We start from the raw sequence: 15,677 nt of genomic DNA on the forward strand, positions 1-15,677 counted from the left end.
TCCTCGCGACGCACAGCCGCTCAGGTCGGGACGAAGTAGGCCAGGAGGGCGAAGAGCGCGTACACGGCGACGAGCTGGACCCCCTTGAACCAGTTCGACCGCCCGTCACCCGACACCACCGCGCTGACCGTCACGGCGATGAAGATGGTGGCCACCAGCACCCGCGGGAAGACGAGCTGGAGCGGCTCCGGCGAGAACGCGTAGCTCAGGAGGACGAGCACCGGCGCCACGAAGAGTGCGATCTGGATGCAGCTCCCGATCGCGATGCTGACCGCCAGGTCCATCCGGTTCGCCCGGCCCATGGTGATGGCCGATACGCTCTCCGCCGCGCCGCCGACGATGGCGAGAAACACGAGCCCGACGAAAGCCTGGGACATCCCGAGCGCCTTGCCGGTGCCCTCGGCCGCGCCGACGAGGACCTCGCTCATCCAGGCGGCCAGCGCCGAGGCCACGAGCAGCGTGACGACCGCGCGCGCCACGCTCCACTGCTCCGCCCCTGCGCCGTGCCCCTCGCCCCCGCCCTCGGCAGCGAAGAGGTGCGGGTGTGTCTTCAGCATGAACAGGAGGTACAGCACGTAGAGCGCGAGGAGGACCACGGCCACGGAGAGGTTCAGGTGCTGCGCGGCCGCGACGGTCCCTCCGGACAGCGAGCGGAACGCGGAGGGCACCGCCATGCTGGTCACGGCGAGCAGCATCATCGAGACGTACACGCGGGTGGCGTCGGCGCGGTACGTCTGGTCGCGGTGCCGCAGCCCGCCGACGAAGAAGGCGAGGCCGAGTGCGAGGAGCAGGTTCGCCAGGATCGCGCCGACCAGGGACGCCAGCACCATGTCGAAGTACCCTGCCCGGAGCGCGACCAGGCCGATGATGAGCTCCGGCGCGTTCCCGAACGTGGCGTTGAGGAGCCCGCCCACCGCGTCGCCGGTGTAATGGGCGAGCTGCTCGGTCGAGCGGACGATCCAGGCGGCGATGGGCACGATCGCGAGCGCCGCCGCGAAGAAGACGAGGGGCGGGCGCGCGCCGCCGTGCTCGAGGGCGAGCGCGACCGGCACGAACGCGAGGAGCCACGAGAGCGACGGCCTGAGCCAGCGCGCACCGGGGCGCGGCGGCTCGGCCGGGGGCGCCTCGGCGATCGCGGCCCGCTCGCTCATGCGCCTCCCGCGCCGCTACATCGAGAAGCCGGCGGCGACCTGCGGAGACCAGCTCTCGCAGTTCTTCTCGCAGTTGAGGGCGCGATCGTACGTGACGCCCAGCGAGATCATCCGCCCGAGAGAGAAGCCCGCTCGCGCCCCCACGCCGTTCTCGTCGGGGAGCGAGCCGTTCACGAACCAGTGCGTGTAGTACGCGCCCACGTAAGGCTGGAAGCGCGGGACGGGCATGAACCACGTCACCCCGGGCTTGAGGGCCCACATCGTCGGCGAGTTGCCGAAGACGTAGGAGGCCTCGACGTTCGGGGCGATCCCGGCCTGCATGAGGTAGCCGACGCCGAAGCTCGCGCTTCCATAGGTCTGGCCGTAGGCGAAGGTCGTCCCGATGCTGCCCCAGGTGTAGAGGGGCCGGCGGCGCTGCTGCTGCTGCTGCGTGGCAGCCGGCGGCGGCGGAGGCGGAGGGGCGGGCGCGACCGCGGGGGCCGGCTGGGCGGGCGGCGACTCGGGAGGCGCGGCGGCAGGGGCCGCAGGGGTGGCCGCAGGCGCGGCTGCGGCGGGCGTCTCAGCGGGCGGCGCGGGCTCGGCGGCGGGCGGCGTCGTCTCGGCGGTCGGCGGGGGCGCGGCGGGTGCGGCCGTGGACTCGCCGGGCGACGCCGGCGCCGCCGTGGGCTGCCCCGCGGCCGTCCGGGCGATCGCGAGAAGCACGGTCGCAAGCGCGAGCATGCGGGTCATGGTCGCCTCCCTGTCCGGTCCTCACGACACGAGCCCGACCGGAACGACGGCATCGTCCCGTTCCGTTCCAGCGGCCGCCATCAGACCTTCGTCCCGACCCGTCGGCGGGGGCGTACGCGTCGGAGGGTCTCGCGCGCTCGTTCGCACGCCGGCCGCGATGCGCGCCAGCGCGCGGGCGGCACGTCCCGCGCGGGCGTGAGCCGACGGCGGAACGCCGCTTACAATGCGGCCATGCCCGTCACGGAGCCTGCCGCTCAGCGCGATCTCGCCCGCATCACGCTGTCGATCCTCGGAATCGGCGTGCTCATCGTGGGCAGTTTCCGGGTGCTGCTCCCGTTCCTCGGCGCGCTCCTCTGGGCCACGATGATCGTCGTCGCGACCTGGCCGCTCATGCGCCGCGCCCAGGCGCGCCTGGGCGGCCACCGCGGCGTCGCCGTCGCGGTGATGACGGTCGTGCTGCTGCTCGTCCTGTTCGTCCCGCTGTACCTGGCGCTCGCGACGCTGATCGAGCAGTCCGGCCGCGTCGCGGACCTCGCTCGCACGATGCCGGAGCTGCGCGTGCCACCGCCTCCGGCGTGGGTCGACGCGCTGCCCCTCGTCGGCCACAAGGCGGCGGCCCGATGGGACGCGCTGGCCGCCCTGTCGCAAGAGGAGCTCGCCAGGCGCGTGGCGCCGTACCTCGGGACGGCGCTCACGTGGTTCGCCGCGAAGGCGGGGGGCTTCGCGAGCCTGGTGATCCACTTCCTGCTCACCGTCGTGATCTCGGCGATCCTCTTCGCCAAGGGCGAGGGCGCGGCCGAGGCGCTCCGGCGCTTCTTCCGGCGCCTCGCGGGCGAGCGCGGCGAGGCGATCGTCGAGCTGTCGGGAAAGGCCATCCGCGCCGTCGCTCTCGGCATCGTCGTCACGGCGGCCGTGCAGACGGCGCTCGCCGGCATCGGTCTCGTCGCCCTCGGCGTCCCGTTCGCGGGGCTCATCACCGCGGTCGTCCTCGTCTTCTGCATCGCCCAGGTCGGGCCGCTCCTCCCGCTGGTGCCCTGCGTGATCTGGCTGTACGCGACGGGCTCCCCGGGGCGCGGGACGGTGCTCCTCGTCATCACCATCGTCACCCAGACCATCGACAACGTGCTGCGGCCGGTCCTCATCAAGAGAGGGGCCGATCTCTCGCTGCTGCTCATCTTCCCCGGCGTCATCGGCGGCCTCCTGTGGCTCGGCGTCATCGGCCTCTTCGTGGGGCCGGTGATCCTCGCGGTGACGGTGAACCTGCTCCAGAGCTGGATCTCCTCCGGGCTCGGCGAGGCGATGCCGACGGGCGCCCCCGCGATCGACGCAGGACCGGCCGTCGCCCGCGGCGCGGGGAAGATCACCTCGTCCGTCTGACGCGTGCACGGTCGCCGCTGGCGGCCTTGCCAAGCCGAGCGGCGTCGCCGCAGTCGGAGGCCGTCTTGCGCCCTGAGGCACGCCCCGGGGAGGTCACGCGGTCCTCCGCCCCATGACAGTGGGGCTTTCGTCCGATGGCCTCCGGCGCAGGGATGTGGGAACGCCGTGGGCATGACTGGCCGAAGGATCGCCCTCGCCGCGGCGGTGCTCCTCGTCTCCGGTGTCGCTCGATCGGCTCAGCCACCCGCGTCCATCACCATCTCCGGCGGCGTCAGCCTCGGCTCCTACGAGGCGGGGCTCATCTACTACGTCGTCGAGGCGATGCGCCTCAACCCGGCCGCCGCCAGGCCGAAGATCGTCACCGGTGCGTCCGCGGGGTCCGTGAACGGGTTCATGGCGATCCTCCAGTCGTGCGGGGGAGCGGTGCCGGATCCGACGGCGAGCCTCGTGTGGAACGCGTGGATCCCGCTCGGCCTCGGGAAGCTCCACGTCCCCGGCCAGGCGCAGAAGACGAGCGCGTTCTCCCGCGCCGCCTTCGACGCGCCCCTCGAGCTCATCGTGCGGACGTGGAACGCGGGGCTGCCGGAGTCTTGCGACGCGGTGTTCGGCCTGTCCGTGACGCGCCTCGTCCCGCGGGTCGTCACGACGGAGGGCGAGCGGCTCCGCCTCCCGCGCGTCGAGGAGCACTTCGTGGTGAGGGTCCAGGGCCGAGGCCCGGGGAAGGCGCCGCGGCTCACGAACTACGTGGACCCGAGGTGGAAGGGCGAGCAGGCGCTCCTGCCCGAGCAGCAGGACGGCGAGGTCGTCTTCTCCGCGCTCGTGGACGCGCTCTTCGCGTCGACCGCGTTCCCGGGCGCGTTCCCTCCGCAGGCGGTGAGGCACTGCGTCGTCCGCGCCGGGTCCTCGGGGGCGAGGTGCCCGGTCGCCGACGCCCGGGAGGACCTGTTCGTGGACGGCGGCGTGTTCGACAACACCCCGGTCCGCCTCGCCACCCGGATCGCCGCCGCGGGGCTCCGCGAGGACCGCGGCGCGGGGCCGCGGTGGATGGACGCGCCGGACCTCACCGTGCGGGACCTGCCTCCGTCGCTCGTGCTCGCCTACCTCTCCACCGAGGCGAGCACGTTCCCGGAGCCGACGAACGAGCCGCGCGCGAAGAAGTTCGAGACGCTGCTCGGCGTGACGACGCAGGTCGGCGGCGCCTTCCTCGCCACCGCGCGCGCGAAGAACCTGCTCTACGTCCACGACGACTCCCCGGACGTGTTCGAGCACCTGATCATCCCCGAGCGCCACCTGCCCGCGGCGAGCTCGCCGCTCGGGGCGTTCTTCGGCTTCGTCGAGGGCGAGCTCCGCCGCTTCGACTTCACGCTCGGCATGTACGACGCCCGGCGCCTCGCCGAGGCCCGGCTCGGCGCGCGGCTGGCGCGCGCGGGCGCTCCGCCACCGAGGTTCCCGGAGGACACGCCCGCCGCCCGGGAGGCGGCCGCCGCGTGGCGGCGGTACGTGTGCCTCAGGGCCGTGATGGACGGCGCCCCCGAACCCAAGGAGGCCTGCGCGGGCGAGGAGCTGCGGGATTTCCGCATCGTGCTCCAGACCTCGATCGAGCGGCTGTGGAACGCCTGCGCCGTCCTGAAGGACGACACGTACGACGGCGACGCGCTCTGCCGCCGGGCGAGGCGCGGCGAGCCGGTGATGCAGGTCCCGCTCGTGGAGCCGCTCGCCGGCGACGCGTGGCGCCGGCGCGGGGAGGAGAACGACGCGGCCTACTCGATGCGGCTCCTCGCGGCGCACCAGTTCGAGTTCAAGGATCTCGGGCTCCGGCGCGACGAGGCGTCGAAGGCTCCGGCGACGCTCCGCGCGCGGTTCCTCTCGATCGGTGACTCCGTAGCGGCCACGCAGCCGACGGGGCAGGACCTGGTGGTGAGCACGCTCGTGAAGATGGCGGCGGACCAGGTCGCCTACGTCCCGCCGCGGTTCACGATCTGGGCGATGTACGGGCGCGATCCCGAGATCGGGATCAGCAAGGGCTTCGCGACCCGAGGGGTCTACGTCGCGCCGCTCCGGTTCCACGCCGCCCTCCAGCTCGTCGGCTCCGAGCAGCTGCTCTCGTCGGAGCACGGCAACTTCATCATGGGCGTGGTGGCCGGCGCCGAGTACCTCCCGTCGTGGTGGTCGAGCACCCGGCTCCAGCCGAGCCTGCTCCTCCGCGGCGGGTGGCTCTTCTCGTCGAACGACGGCGGCGGGTTCGGGAAGTGCCCGGATCCGGGCTCCGACGTGATCGGAGACTGCTCGCGCCCCACCATCCAGGGCGGCGTCGCGGCCGCGGTGCTGGAGCGCGTGCGCCTCCAGCTGACGGCGAACTGGTACCCGCCCGCGGGCAGCGGTCAGAAGAACCAGTGGGCGCTCGGCCCCGGGATCGGCGTCCAGTGGGGGTTCTGATGCGTGCGAGCATCCTCTGCGTCGCCGCGGTCGCCGCGGCCATCGGGTGCACCCACTGGCCGGAGAACGCGCCGCTCGCTCGCCACGACCCGCGGACAGGGTACCGCCTCGAGAACGTCCGGCGCGCGAACCAGTCCGAGGACCTCCTCCTCTTCGTCTCGTTCTCGGGGGGAGGCACCCGGGCCGCCGCGCTCGCGTACGGCGCGCTCGAGGAGCTCGCCCGCACCGAGGTGGCGGCCGGAGGCGCCCGCCACCGGCTCCTCGACGAGGTGGACGTCATCTCCGCGGTCTCCGGCGGCACCTTCACCGCGACCTACTACGCGCTGCGCGGCGACCGGATCTTCGACGAGTTCGAGGGCAAGTTCCTGAAGCGGGACGTGGAGCATGCCATCGCCGCGCGCGTGCTCTCGCCCGCGAACTGGTTCCGGCTGATGTCGGGGACCTTCTCGCGGTCCGACCTGGCCGCGGAGCTGTACGACGAGACCGTCTTCGATCGCGCGACGTACGGAGATCTCCTCCGCAGCGGCGGCCCGTTCGTCGTCGTGAACGGGGCCGACGTCACGACCGGCGCGCGCTTCCCGTTCACGCAGGAGAGCTTCGACGTCCTCTGCTCCGACCTCTCCGCCTTCCCCGTGGCGCGGGCGGTCGCCACGTCGTCCGCGCTCCCGCCGATGCTCACCCCGATCTCGCTGAAGAACCGCGCAGGTTCGTGCGGCTGGCACGAGCCCGCGTGGGCGGCGGCGACCGGATCGGGCGCGTCGCTCGGGCGCGGCGGGCTCCGCGGGCGCGAGCTGCGGTCGTACGCTGACGCGGTCGAGCGGCCGTACGTGCACCTCTTCGACGGCGGCATCGCGGACAACCTGGGGTTGCGGGCGCTCGTCGAGGCGCTCGACACCATCGCGACCGCACCGCCGTCCCTCGCGCCGGGTCTCCCCGGAGGACCCCGCACCGTCGTCGCCATCGTGGTGAACGCGCAGCGGGACCCGCCGCGAGACTGGGATCGGTCGGCCGAGCCGCCCGGAAAGGGATCGCTCCTCGATCAGGCCCGCTCCATCCCGGTGGACCGCTACTCGCTCGAGGTGGTCGAGGCCGCCCGCGATCAGCTCGCGCGGTGGGCCCGGGCGGCTCCGGGCCGGAGCGCGTTCCTCGTCGAGGTGACGTTCGAGGCGATCTCGGACCCGGCCGAGCGCCGCTGGGTCCGCGAGCTGCCGACGAGCTTCCACCTGGAGGACGGACAGGTGGACCGGCTCCGGGAGATCGCCGGGCGGCTCCTTCGTGAGTCCCCCGAGTTCCGGAAGGTGGTCGCGGCGCTGGGGGGCGCCCCGTCCGCGTCGACGCGCAGCGCGCCGTAGGTGACTGGCGAGGAGGACCACATGAGGACGATGGCTCGGGTGCTGTTCGCGGCGGCGGTGCTGGCGGCTGGGAGCGCGCGCGCCGGGGACGACGCGTGCCGCGCCGACGTGGAGAAGCTGTGCTCGGGGATCAAGCCCGGCGGCGGGAGGATCGCGGCGTGCCTCGCGGCGAACAAGGCCAAGCTCTCGCCGGAGTGCAAGGCCGACCTCGCCTCCATCGAACGGAAGGTGAAGGAGGTCGGGGACGCCTGCCGGGACGACATCGAGTCCTACTGCGCCGGCGTGAAGACCGGCCAGGGGGCCGTCCTCCGATGCCTGGCCCAGAACAAGGGCAGCCTCGCGCCGAAGTGCCAGGAGATCGTCCAGGGCGCGCAGGAGAAGTACGCGGAGTTCACGAAGGCATGCGGCAAGGACATGAAGAAGCTTTGCAAGGGCATCCCCAGGGGCGAGGGACGCGTCCTCGCGTGCCTCAAGTCGAGGGAGTCGGAGCTGTCGGCGGCCTGCAAGGCGTTGATGGGACCGTGAGGGGCTTTCCGCCGGGCGGCGCCGCGCCGGAAGGCGCGGGCCGGTCCGCGTGGCCCCGTCGGTGCAGCTGCCCTCGTGGTACACGCCGTCACTCGAGCGAGTCGCGGGGGCCGAGACACGATGAATCCAGGGACGCTGGGAGCAGGCAGGGCGGGGGCCATCGCGATCTTCATCGGAGCGGCCGCGCTGGAGGTGTTCGGCGACGCGCTCATTCGCAAGGGCATGCGGGGCAGCGGCCTCGCCGTCATCGCGGTCGGCTTCGCCGTGCTGGGGAGCTACGGCATCGTGGTGAACCTGCTCGATCTCGACTTCTCCCGGATGCTCGGCGCCTACGTCGGCATCTTCGCCGTCGTGAGCGTGCTCATCGGCCGCGTCGTCTTCCAGGATCGGATCCCGACCTCGACGTGGGCCGGGCTCGCGGTGATCCTCGCGGGGAGCCTCGTCATCCACTTCGGCAGAGGCTCCTAGGGCGGGCGCGCGGCCGTGCGCGGGGGCGCGCCCGCGGCCGGGCTCGTGGTGCTCGTCTCGAGGCCGCGCCGATGGGCCAGCCATCCGACCCCGCCGACGACGGAGAGCGCCGCGAGGATGGCGAGGAGGGCGGCCACGGGCCTCGGGTCCAGCCTGGGCGTCCGGCGGACCGCAGCGCGGGTCAGGTCGCGTGGGGCCACGGCCGAGGGGTCCCGCAGGTCCGCCAGCAGGTCGACCGCGCTCGCGTAGCGCTCCTCGAGGACGGGGTCGATCGCCTTCATGACGATCGACTCCAGGCCCGGGTGGAGCTCGGGGACATGCGCGGAGGGCGGCGTCGGTGCTCCGAGCCTCTTGGCGCGCGCCCGCGCCTCCCAGCCGCCTCCGGCGTACGGCAGCCGTCCCGTCAGCATCTCGTAGAGCATGGTCCCAAGCGCGAAGAGGTCCACGCGGGCGTCCCCGGCGCGGCCTTGCATCTGCTCGGGCGTCATGTAGTCGGGCGTGCCGATCGAGGCGGACAGGTCGGTGATGGCGAGGCGCCGCGCGGTCTCGACGTGCGCGATGCCGAGGTCGAGGAGCTTCACGTGGCCCTCACGCGTGAGCAGGACGTTCCCGGGCTTCACATCGCGGTGGACGACGCCGTGGGCGTGGAGGTACGCGAGTGCGTCGCAGCTCTGCCGGGCGATCTCGACCGCCTGCGCCGGGGGGAGCGGGCCGCCGCCGAGGAGCTCCGCGAGCGAGACGCCGTCGACGTACTCCATGATCAGGTACACGCGCGTCTTCTCGCGGGGAGGTGGCCGCGCCCTGACGAGGTTCGGATGGTCGAGCCGCAGGGCCATCTCCTCCTCGCGCCGGAAGCGCTCGTAGAAGACCACGTCGGCCTCGTACTGCATGTGCGGAACCTTCAACGCGACGGGATCGCCCGACGCCTCGTCGACAGCCCTGAAGACCGAGGCCATGCCGCCGCGGGCCAGGAGCGCTTCGATGCGGTGGCCGTCGAGGACGTCGCCGACGCCGGGATCACGCATGGGATCGGGTCCGTGGAGGTGGGGCGATCGTCACCGGGCCGGGACCCGCAGCACCTCGCGGGCCGTCGCTCGGCAGGCCTCGTCGCATTCGTCGAAGGCGAGGGCGAACTCCGCCCGCTCGCGGCACCACGTCTCCGGCGCGGCACGATCGGTGGGCCCGCAGGCGGCCCGGAGATCGACGAGGGCGCGCTCCACGAGGCCCGCGCGCGTGGGTGCATCCAGCTTCCGGACGGACCTGCGATCGCCGTCGCCGACGACGATGAGGGCGGCGAGGACCGCCAGGACGGCGGCGCCCGTCAGCGCGACCCGGAGCTGGCGGGAAGGCGTCGTTCGATCGCCCGTGACCGCACGCCGGGGAAGCGTCGTGATCGGCGAGAGCATGCAGGGTGGAGAGCATCCCGCGTGCCGGATCCTGCAGGGACGTTTCGGGCCCGATCCTCGCCGCATCCGACCGCCCCGTCGCGCAATGTGCACCGAACACCCCGGTCGTGGCGTGCAGGGCGCAACGCCGGGGGCGGCGGCCGGCCGGACTCGGCGACCGAGGAGCTCCGCGCGCTGGGCGGCGGGGGCCGCCGAGCGGCCGCACAAGGACGTGCTCCGGTTCGCGCTCGCGCGGCGCGCGAAGATCAGCGCCGTCCTCCGGTGCGTGGCGCAGCATGAGCGGCCCGCGCCGAAGGCCAGAAGATCGGCCGCGGCACCGGTGGAGCGACCGGGACGTCAGGACGGAGCGCGCGCCGGCTCGCTGCCGGCGTCGACGGCGAGCATCGCCTGGACGCGCTCGGCCACCCGGGCGGCGAGCTGCTCGCACCGGATGACCTGGCCGCCCTGGATGTATCTCTCGACGTCCGCCCGGGACGAGAACGTGCAGCCGGTGAGGGCACGGCACTGCGTGCTGCCATGCTCGGCGGCGAACCACCGCGCGAGGGCCTTCCCGCGCTTCACGCTCCTGTTGAGCGCATTGAGGCGGTCGTCGAGGACGTCGCCGCCGACCAACATCGTCGCGATCAGCCGGGCGACCTTCAGGCGGCTGCTCTCGATCTCGCCCTCCGCGAGCCCGATCGCCATGACGCCGGCCGCGAGCGCGCTGCAGGTCATCCCCATGAACAGCGTGCCGCCCACGAATCCAGCGGTCGCGTCGAGGAGCGCGGGCGTGACGGGGACGAGGCGCCGGAGGACGGCGTGCGCGCAGTGGAAGCCGCGCTCCGCGAGGTGGGACCAGAGGACCCGGTAGGCCTCGCGGTCGTGGATCGGGATGGCGCCGACGGGGTCGCTCGACACCGTCTGCGCCAGGAGCTCCGGCGCGCGGCGGATCGCCCGGACGCAGCGCCTCAGGAGGCGGTCGTCGCCCCGGACCGCCTTGCACGACAGGGAGCGGTTGCACTCCAGGAACCGCTCGCAGTACGCACGTCCCCGGTCGAAGATCACCGGGAGGCCGCGATCCATCGCGCCGCCGGAGCGGAGGCCGAGCAGGAGCAGCGGCGCGGTGACGGCGCCGCACTCGTGTCCGGTGTCGCCGATGCCGCCCGGCAATCCTGCGGAGAGCCTGATCAGCCATTCGCCCTCGTTCCGGGTCACGTCGAGGATCGTCCGTGCGACCGTCGGCGCGCAGTGCCCCATCCTCAGCAGGTTGGAGGTGCTCCGGCGCCGGTACCGACTCGCCGCCTCGGGGCTCGCGTCCATCGGCGCGTCCCATCGCGCTTCCTGCCCCGGACCCGGGGGACGGCCGCCGGAGGATCGGTCGGTGTCCATGCTCTGCTCCGCCGCCACGGTACGGCCGCGTGCGGAGGCCGGGCGCGCCAATCGGGGTTGCCGCAGAGGCCTCACGGCGACCGAGCCCACGACCATGCCCGGGCTCGCCCACTCGACCGCCGGCGCCGGTCCGCTCGTGGACGGGGCACTCGGATCGAGGCTAGGCTCGGCCGCCACGGGCGCCGCCACCATGATCCGCTTCCAGCGTTACGAGCTGCGCACCACCGACGTCGCCGCGGCGCGCGCGTTCTACGCGGCGGTGCTCGGCGACGTAGAGGTGGAGATCGTGCCGCTGCCGGGAGAGGCCATCGCGCGGGGCGCGCCGGCCCACTGGCTCGGCCACCTCGGCGTCGACGACGTGGAGCGCGCGGCGTCGGCGTTCGTCGAGCGCGGCGCGATCCGCCTCGGTCCGACGCGGCCGACCGCCGGCGGCGACGTCGCGATCCTCCGCGATCCGGGCGGCGCGGTGGTCGCGCTCGCGTCGGCGCAGGCTCGACTGCCCGCGCGCGCCGGCGTGACCTGGCACGTGCTCGAGACGACCGGCCTCGACCGTGCCGCCGCGTCGTACTGCGGGCTCTTCGGCTGGCGTCTCACCGAGCGCGTCGACCTCGGTACGCTCGGCGTGGTCCAGCCGTTCGCGTGGGAAGCCGGCGGACCGAGCGTCGGCGCGATGGCGGACGTGGCCGGGCGCCCGGGCGTGCACCCCCACTGGCTCTTCTTCTTTCGCGTCGCCGCGCTCGAGCCCGCGCTGCTCGCGGTTCGCGCCGCAGGCGGGGTCGTCCTCGGCCCGACGATGCTGCCGGGCGGCGAGCGCATCGCGGTCTGCGAGGATCCGCAGGGGGCCGCGTTCGCGCTGCGGGAGTGAGGGACGGCCTCCCGCGACGGCCACGAGCTGCGGTCCCGAGACGTCCTCGCCGACTTGCGACCCTCACCGTTGGTGGATCGCGACGCGTCAGTCACCGTCCGGGTGGACGTGCACGATGCCGCGGAGCTCGATGAAGTGCCCGGTCGGTACGCTCGTGATGCAGACCACGAGCGCCTCGCAGCTCGGGCAGCGCAGCACGGCGCCCATCGCTCCGCCGTAGAGGTGCAGCCCACCCACCGCCGAGACACGTCCGCAGCCCGCGCAGGTGAGGGCCGCGGCCGTCATCTCGACCGCGAACACCTCCCGCAGGACCCCTGCGGCGCCGTTGCCGTCCAGCCGATCCTCACCGCTTGCTCGCATGTCACCCACCTCCCGTCGGCCCGAAGCGCTCGGTCCGGATCCGTTCGGGCGCGTGGCCGAGCGAGACGAGCAGGGTGGCGACGGACTCGACCATCGGCGTCGGCCCACAGACGTACGCGAGCGGACGGGCCTCGGGGCCGGGCAGGGCCTCGAGGAGCATCTCGCGATCGATCCGGCGGGAGTGGCCGCGCCAGTCCGCCGTCGCATCGCGGGTCAGGGTGTGCGTCACCTCGAGGCCGTCGCGTCGCGCCGCGAGGCGGGCGAGCTCGTCGCGGTAGATCATCTGCTCCGCCGCGCGCCACGAGCAGAGCAGGCGGGTCGGCACGTTGCTCGCCTGCGCAGCGCGGTGCCGGAGCATCGCCATGAGCGGCACGATGCCGCTGCCGCCGGCGACGAGCGCGAGGGGACCGCCCTGCTCCACGGTCCACGTGAAGTAGCCGCCGAGCGGCCCCCGCAGCTCGAGGCGGTCGCCGGCTCGCAGCTCCTCCGTCAGGAACGTGGAGACCTCGCCGTCCTCGAGGCGCTCGACGGTGAGCGCGACCCCGTCCTCCTCGGGCGGCGACGCGATCGAGTAGCTGCGCTGCGCCTGGTACCCGTCCTCCGCCGTGAGCCGCACGTCGACGTGCTGGCCGGGCACGTGTCCTCGCCACCCCGGGACGGCGAGGCGGATCGTCTTCACGTCTGGGGTCTCGACCACGATCTCCCGCACGTCCGCGGCGAGCCATGGGATGGGCATGGGCCGCACCGGTCAGTCTCCCGCGTAGCGCTCCTCTTTCCAGGGGTCCCCGCGGAGGTGATACCCGTGCGTCTCCCAGAAGCCGGGCTCGTCCTCCTCCATGAACGCGAGACCGCGAATCCACTTCGCGGACTTCCAGAAGTAGAGGTGCGGGATGAGCAGCCGCGCGGGACCCCCATGTTCCGGATCGATCGGCGCGCCGTCGTACTCGTAGGCGACGAGGCCGCGACCGTCGAGCAGGTCCTCCATCGCCAGGTTCGTCGTGTACCCGCCGTCGCAGAAGGCCGTGACGTAAGGTGCGTCCGGGTCGAGCCCGGCGGCCTCGAGGAGGCCGTCGATCGTGACGCCCTTCCAGCGCGTATCGAGCTTGGACCACTTCGTCACGCAGTGGATGTCCACCGTGACGGTGGCCGGGGGCAGGGCGAGGAGATCCTTCCAGGTCCAGGTCGCGAGCTCGCCGCCGTCCACGTCCCGGAGGGCGAACGACCATGCTTCGAGTGACGTGCGCGGGGTCGGGCCGGCGGACAGGACCGGGAAGTCGTCCGTGACGTACTGGCCGGGGGGAACCCGCGATGGGTCAGCGCGCTGCCGCCTGCTCCGGAATCCTCGCGTTATCACGATGGTCCTCGCGTCGCGGCGACCGGGCGGCGCAAGCCGCCCGCCGTTCGCCGAATGTGGGGCGATCGGCTGTTCGCCCCCGGACGGTTTGGAGGCGTACCGTGCACCGCGCCATCCAGTCTTCGCGGGCGCATGGGGCAGCACGCGCTCCTTCATGGGCGAGCCCGCCTGGTTCCTCGGGCACCCCTCGCTCGTTCGACGCGCCTCTCCCGCTCCGCGAGCGACGGTGGAGCCGATCGCCGCGGCCGGGTCCGATGCGTCATGAGCGGGACGCCATTACGGTCGCACGGGATCCGGGGCTCTTTGGTCTCGAACCTGGCCGCGCTCTCGGGTAGGGAGTCGGATGATGAGCGACCTTCACGTCCTGGCGCTGGGTGTGGGAGATGCGTTCTCGGCGGAGCACTACTCCACGTGCCTCGCCCTGCGAGCCGAGGGGCGGTGGCTGCTCGTCGACTGCCCTCATCCGATCCGGAAGATGATGCGCGACGCGTCGGTGCGGAGCGGCGTTCCGGTGGACCTCGACGAGGTGGAGGCCGTCGCGCTCACGCACCTCCACGCCGACCACTCCTCCGGCCTGGAGGGGCTCGGGTACTTCAGCCACTTCGTGCTGGGCCGGCGGGCGCGAATCGCCGCTCACCCGGACGTGGCCCGGCGTCTCTGGGATGGCCATCTGGCTGCGGGCATGGAGCACGACCCCAGGCGCGAACCGACGGCGCGAAACCTGGACGACTTCTTCGAGATGATCCCGCTGACGGAGGGGGCCGCCGTCCGTGTCGGACCATTCGAGATCGAGTGTCGCCGGACGCGCCACCCCGTGCCGACGACGGCGTTCCGGATCCGGGGAGGCGGGCGTTGCGTCGGGTGCAGCGCCGACACGGAGTTCGACCCGGAGCTCGTCGACTGGCTCGCCGACGCCGACCTGGTGATCCACGAGGCCGGCTTCGGGATCCACACCCCGCTCGAGCGCCTCTCGGCGCTGCCGCCGGCGCTGCGGGCGAAGCTGCGGCTGGCGCACTTCCCCGATCACCTCGAGCTCACGGGAAGCGGCATCGCCCCGCTCGAGCAGGGCGGCTGGTATCCGGTCTGAGCCGCTGCGCCGCTCGGTCGGAGGTGTCGTCGCCGTCGCGCTGACGCCTGCCGACGCCGTTCGAGGAGCTGGCCGGGGCGGCGCCGCCTGAGCGCGCTCGGGGAGACCCATGACGTGCAACGGCTCCATCCCGATCAGCTACGTCACCGCTGGAGCGACGTTCGCCGCGCCTTCTGCCGGCGGCGTCGACTGTACCGCCGCGTTCCAGCTCGACCGCTCGATTCTCTCGAGCGCCGAGCTCGCGAACGCCTGGAAGTACGACCTTCAGGATGGCGCGGCGACCACCGGGTCCGTGACGGTGACCGGGCCCTAGGCGACCGGACCGCGGCCGCGCGCCCGGACCGAGAGTTTCCGCGGTTCGGCCGGGATGTCTGAGACGCCGCGAGCTCGTGTCGCTCACAGGAACTATCGTCGCCAGCAGGTATCACTCTGGGTCGGGTGCTGGGTCGGGTGGTGGAGGACGAGCGCACCGCGAGGGAACCATCTAGCGCGTCCTGCGTCGTGTCTGGGGGAACGGACGCCCGCAGTCGGGCGGCCCTGAACGACGGGAGAACACGATGAGGCGGTGGATGATGGCAGGGAGCGCGGCCCTGCTGGTTGCGGTCGGGCCGGCGAAGGCGATCGAGCAGGTCGATCGGGCGGCTACCACGCCCGTGGACCTGAAGATCGCCGACGACGTGCGGAACGGCGAGGGCCGCTTCTCGGGCATCGACTACGCGACGAGCGATCGGTTCCGCCGCGCGTGGCTCGTGCTCCACTATCGGTTCCAGGCGCCCTGCCGGGACTCGGAGGGGGAGTGCGAGATGGACGCTCCCGTCCAGGTGAGCGTGCCGGGGCTGACCTACGATCCCGCGGCGAAGCGTGTGGTGTACGAGCGGGCCGGAGCCGAGCCCGTGGTCTGCGCGAGCGTGCGGAGGGGCGGGTTCCCGGGGTTCCGAAGCTCGCTCGCCGCCACCGGGAACTGCGACTACCGCCTGGTCAAGGTCGATCGCCTCGTCGACGACGGCTTCGCCGGGCGGAAGGATCGGCGCGAGGAGGTTCACTTCGCCGTCCAGGGCCGCTGACGACGGCGCCGAACCCCGACCACCAGACGCCCGGCACACGCTGCGCCTGCGCCCCGATCACCCTGGTGGTCGGGGCGTCTTCCGTCGTTCTCGTCTCCTGGAGCCGCCGACTCACGTCGTTCACGACCAGATTTC

Annotated in this window: 17 protein-coding genes; 9 read left to right on the top strand and 8 right to left on the bottom strand. The window is 73.0% G+C overall.

What is annotated here, in order from left to right; translation table 11 throughout:
- Positions 1–20 precede the first annotated feature (20 nt).
- Together cax and AMOR_RS18725 are read right to left on the bottom strand one after the other, a co-directional pair.
- A complete protein-coding gene (gene cax, locus AMOR_RS18720; RefSeq protein ID WP_248353194.1) occupies positions 21–1,151 on the bottom strand; it encodes a calcium/proton exchanger in 1,131 nt (376 codons plus the stop codon).
- Positions 1,152–1,166: 15 nt separating this feature from the next.
- A complete protein-coding gene (locus AMOR_RS18725; protein ID WP_248353196.1) occupies positions 1,167–1,880 on the bottom strand; it encodes a hypothetical protein in 714 nt (237 codons plus the stop codon).
- Between the two features lie 231 nt (positions 1,881–2,111).
- Here AMOR_RS18725 and ydiK point away from each other — a divergent pair, with 231 nt between their 5' ends.
- The 5 genes from ydiK (at position 2,112) to AMOR_RS18750 (ending at position 8,038) form a co-directional block, all read left to right on the top strand.
- Positions 2,112–3,257, top strand: coding sequence for an AI-2E family transporter YdiK (ydiK, locus tag AMOR_RS18730; protein WP_248353198.1), 1,146 nt, complete (start codon positions 2,112–2,114; stop codon positions 3,255–3,257).
- A 171-nt stretch (positions 3,258–3,428) separates the two neighbouring features.
- Positions 3,429–5,693 carry a patatin-like phospholipase family protein gene (locus AMOR_RS18735; RefSeq protein ID WP_248353200.1) on the top strand — a complete coding sequence of 755 codons (2,265 nt, stop codon included), beginning with the start codon at positions 3,429–3,431 and terminating at the stop codon, positions 5,691–5,693.
- On the top strand, positions 5,693–7,045 hold the full coding sequence (locus tag AMOR_RS18740; protein WP_248353201.1) for a patatin-like phospholipase family protein: 1,353 nt from the start codon (positions 5,693–5,695) through the stop codon (positions 7,043–7,045). The genes AMOR_RS18735 and AMOR_RS18740 overlap by 1 nt, the downstream gene beginning before the upstream one ends.
- 21 nt (positions 7,046–7,066) lie before the next feature.
- The gene (locus AMOR_RS18745) at positions 7,067–7,570 is read left to right on the top strand and encodes a cysteine rich repeat-containing protein (RefSeq protein WP_248353202.1); all 504 of its coding nucleotides are present in this window, start codon (positions 7,067–7,069) and stop codon (positions 7,568–7,570) included.
- Between the two features lie 120 nt (positions 7,571–7,690).
- Positions 7,691–8,038, top strand: coding sequence for a YnfA family protein (locus AMOR_RS18750; RefSeq protein WP_248353203.1), 348 nt, complete (start codon positions 7,691–7,693; stop codon positions 8,036–8,038).
- Here the strand turns inward: AMOR_RS18750 and AMOR_RS18755 are convergent.
- The 3 genes from AMOR_RS18755 to AMOR_RS18765 form a co-directional block, all read right to left on the bottom strand.
- Complete coding sequence (locus tag AMOR_RS18755) at positions 8,035–9,063, bottom strand: serine/threonine-protein kinase (protein WP_248353204.1); 1,029 nt, start codon at positions 9,061–9,063, stop codon at positions 8,035–8,037. The two genes, AMOR_RS18750 and AMOR_RS18755, sit on opposite strands and share 4 nt — an antisense overlap.
- A gap of 30 nt (positions 9,064–9,093) precedes the next feature.
- The gene (locus AMOR_RS18760) at positions 9,094–9,444 is read right to left on the bottom strand and encodes a hypothetical protein (RefSeq protein ID WP_248353205.1); all 351 of its coding nucleotides are present in this window, start codon (positions 9,442–9,444) and stop codon (positions 9,094–9,096) included.
- Between the two features lie 336 nt (positions 9,445–9,780).
- The gene (locus AMOR_RS18765) at positions 9,781–10,812 is read right to left on the bottom strand and encodes a C-GCAxxG-C-C family protein (protein ID WP_248353206.1); all 1,032 of its coding nucleotides are present in this window, start codon (positions 10,810–10,812) and stop codon (positions 9,781–9,783) included.
- 94 nt (positions 10,813–10,906) lie between these two features.
- Between AMOR_RS18765 and AMOR_RS18770 the strand changes: the two genes are divergently transcribed.
- Entirely contained in the window at positions 10,907–11,677 is a 771-nt protein-coding gene (locus AMOR_RS18770) for a VOC family protein (RefSeq protein ID WP_248353207.1), read from the top strand.
- An 87-nt stretch (positions 11,678–11,764) separates the two neighbouring features.
- Here AMOR_RS18770 and AMOR_RS18775 read toward each other — a convergent pair whose 3' ends face one another.
- From AMOR_RS18775 to AMOR_RS18785, 3 genes are read right to left on the bottom strand one after another with little or no spacing between them, the layout of a single operon-like run.
- Positions 11,765–12,037, bottom strand: a complete 273-nt coding sequence (locus AMOR_RS18775; RefSeq protein WP_248353208.1) for a DUF6510 family protein — start codon at positions 12,035–12,037, stop codon at positions 11,765–11,767.
- 1 nt (position 12,038) lies between these two features.
- Complete coding sequence (locus tag AMOR_RS18780; protein WP_248353209.1) at positions 12,039–12,773, bottom strand: ferredoxin reductase; 735 nt, start codon at positions 12,771–12,773, stop codon at positions 12,039–12,041.
- A 12-nt stretch (positions 12,774–12,785) separates the two neighbouring features.
- On the bottom strand, positions 12,786–13,391 hold the full coding sequence (locus AMOR_RS18785; RefSeq protein ID WP_248353210.1) for a sulfite oxidase-like oxidoreductase: 606 nt from the start codon (positions 13,389–13,391) through the stop codon (positions 12,786–12,788).
- 343 nt (positions 13,392–13,734) lie between these two features.
- On the opposite strand from AMOR_RS18785, the gene AMOR_RS18790 reads away from it, so the two are divergent.
- The 3 genes from AMOR_RS18790 to AMOR_RS18800 all read left to right on the top strand — a co-directional run bounded on the left by AMOR_RS18790 (position 13,735) and on the right by AMOR_RS18800 (position 15,542).
- A complete protein-coding gene (locus AMOR_RS18790; protein ID WP_404800904.1) occupies positions 13,735–14,478 on the top strand; it encodes an MBL fold metallo-hydrolase in 744 nt (247 codons plus the stop codon).
- Between the two features lie 109 nt (positions 14,479–14,587).
- Entirely contained in the window at positions 14,588–14,791 is a 204-nt protein-coding gene (locus AMOR_RS18795; protein ID WP_248353211.1) for a hypothetical protein, read from the top strand.
- Positions 14,792–15,035: 244 nt separating this feature from the next.
- Entirely contained in the window at positions 15,036–15,542 is a 507-nt protein-coding gene (locus AMOR_RS18800) for a hypothetical protein (RefSeq protein ID WP_248353212.1), read from the top strand.
- Positions 15,543–15,677: the final 135 nt, after the last annotated feature.

It is taken from the genome of Anaeromyxobacter oryzae (genome assembly GCF_023169945.1).
In the GTDB taxonomy this organism is placed as follows: Bacteria; Myxococcota; Myxococcia; order Myxococcales; family Anaeromyxobacteraceae; genus Anaeromyxobacter; species Anaeromyxobacter oryzae.

Bases quoted from the DNA above. Each gene is read 5' to 3' on its own strand.
- AMOR_RS18750 (WP_248353203.1), top strand. From the start codon at position 7,691: ATGAATCCAGGGACGCTGGGAGCAGGCAGGGCGGGGGCCATCGCGATC.
- AMOR_RS18760 (WP_248353205.1), bottom strand. From the start codon at position 9,444: ATGCTCTCGCCGATCACGACGCTTCCCCGGCGTGCGGTCACGGGCGAT.
- AMOR_RS18790 (WP_404800904.1), top strand. From the start codon at position 13,735: ATGATGAGCGACCTTCACGTCCTGGCGCTGGGTGTGGGAGATGCGTTC.
- ydiK (WP_248353198.1), top strand. From the start codon at position 2,112: ATGCCCGTCACGGAGCCTGCCGCTCAGCGCGATCTCGCCCGCATCACG.
- AMOR_RS18770 (WP_248353207.1), top strand. From the start codon at position 10,907: ATGCCCGGGCTCGCCCACTCGACCGCCGGCGCCGGTCCGCTCGTGGAC.
- AMOR_RS18725 (WP_248353196.1), bottom strand. From the start codon at position 1,880: ATGACCCGCATGCTCGCGCTTGCGACCGTGCTTCTCGCGATCGCCCGG.
- AMOR_RS18800 (WP_248353212.1), top strand. From the start codon at position 15,036: ATGAGGCGGTGGATGATGGCAGGGAGCGCGGCCCTGCTGGTTGCGGTC.
- AMOR_RS18775 (WP_248353208.1), bottom strand. From the start codon at position 12,037: ATGCGAGCAAGCGGTGAGGATCGGCTGGACGGCAACGGCGCCGCAGGG.
- AMOR_RS18745 (WP_248353202.1), top strand. From the start codon at position 7,067: ATGAGGACGATGGCTCGGGTGCTGTTCGCGGCGGCGGTGCTGGCGGCT.
- AMOR_RS18795 (WP_248353211.1), top strand. From the start codon at position 14,588: ATGACGTGCAACGGCTCCATCCCGATCAGCTACGTCACCGCTGGAGCG.
- AMOR_RS18735 (WP_248353200.1), top strand. From the start codon at position 3,429: ATGACTGGCCGAAGGATCGCCCTCGCCGCGGCGGTGCTCCTCGTCTCC.
- AMOR_RS18755 (WP_248353204.1), bottom strand. From the start codon at position 9,063: ATGCGTGATCCCGGCGTCGGCGACGTCCTCGACGGCCACCGCATCGAA.
- cax (WP_248353194.1), bottom strand. From the start codon at position 1,151: ATGAGCGAGCGGGCCGCGATCGCCGAGGCGCCCCCGGCCGAGCCGCCG.
- AMOR_RS18740 (WP_248353201.1), top strand. From the start codon at position 5,693: ATGCGTGCGAGCATCCTCTGCGTCGCCGCGGTCGCCGCGGCCATCGGG.
- AMOR_RS18765 (WP_248353206.1), bottom strand. From the start codon at position 10,812: ATGGACACCGACCGATCCTCCGGCGGCCGTCCCCCGGGTCCGGGGCAG.
- AMOR_RS18780 (WP_248353209.1), bottom strand. From the start codon at position 12,773: ATGCCCATCCCATGGCTCGCCGCGGACGTGCGGGAGATCGTGGTCGAG.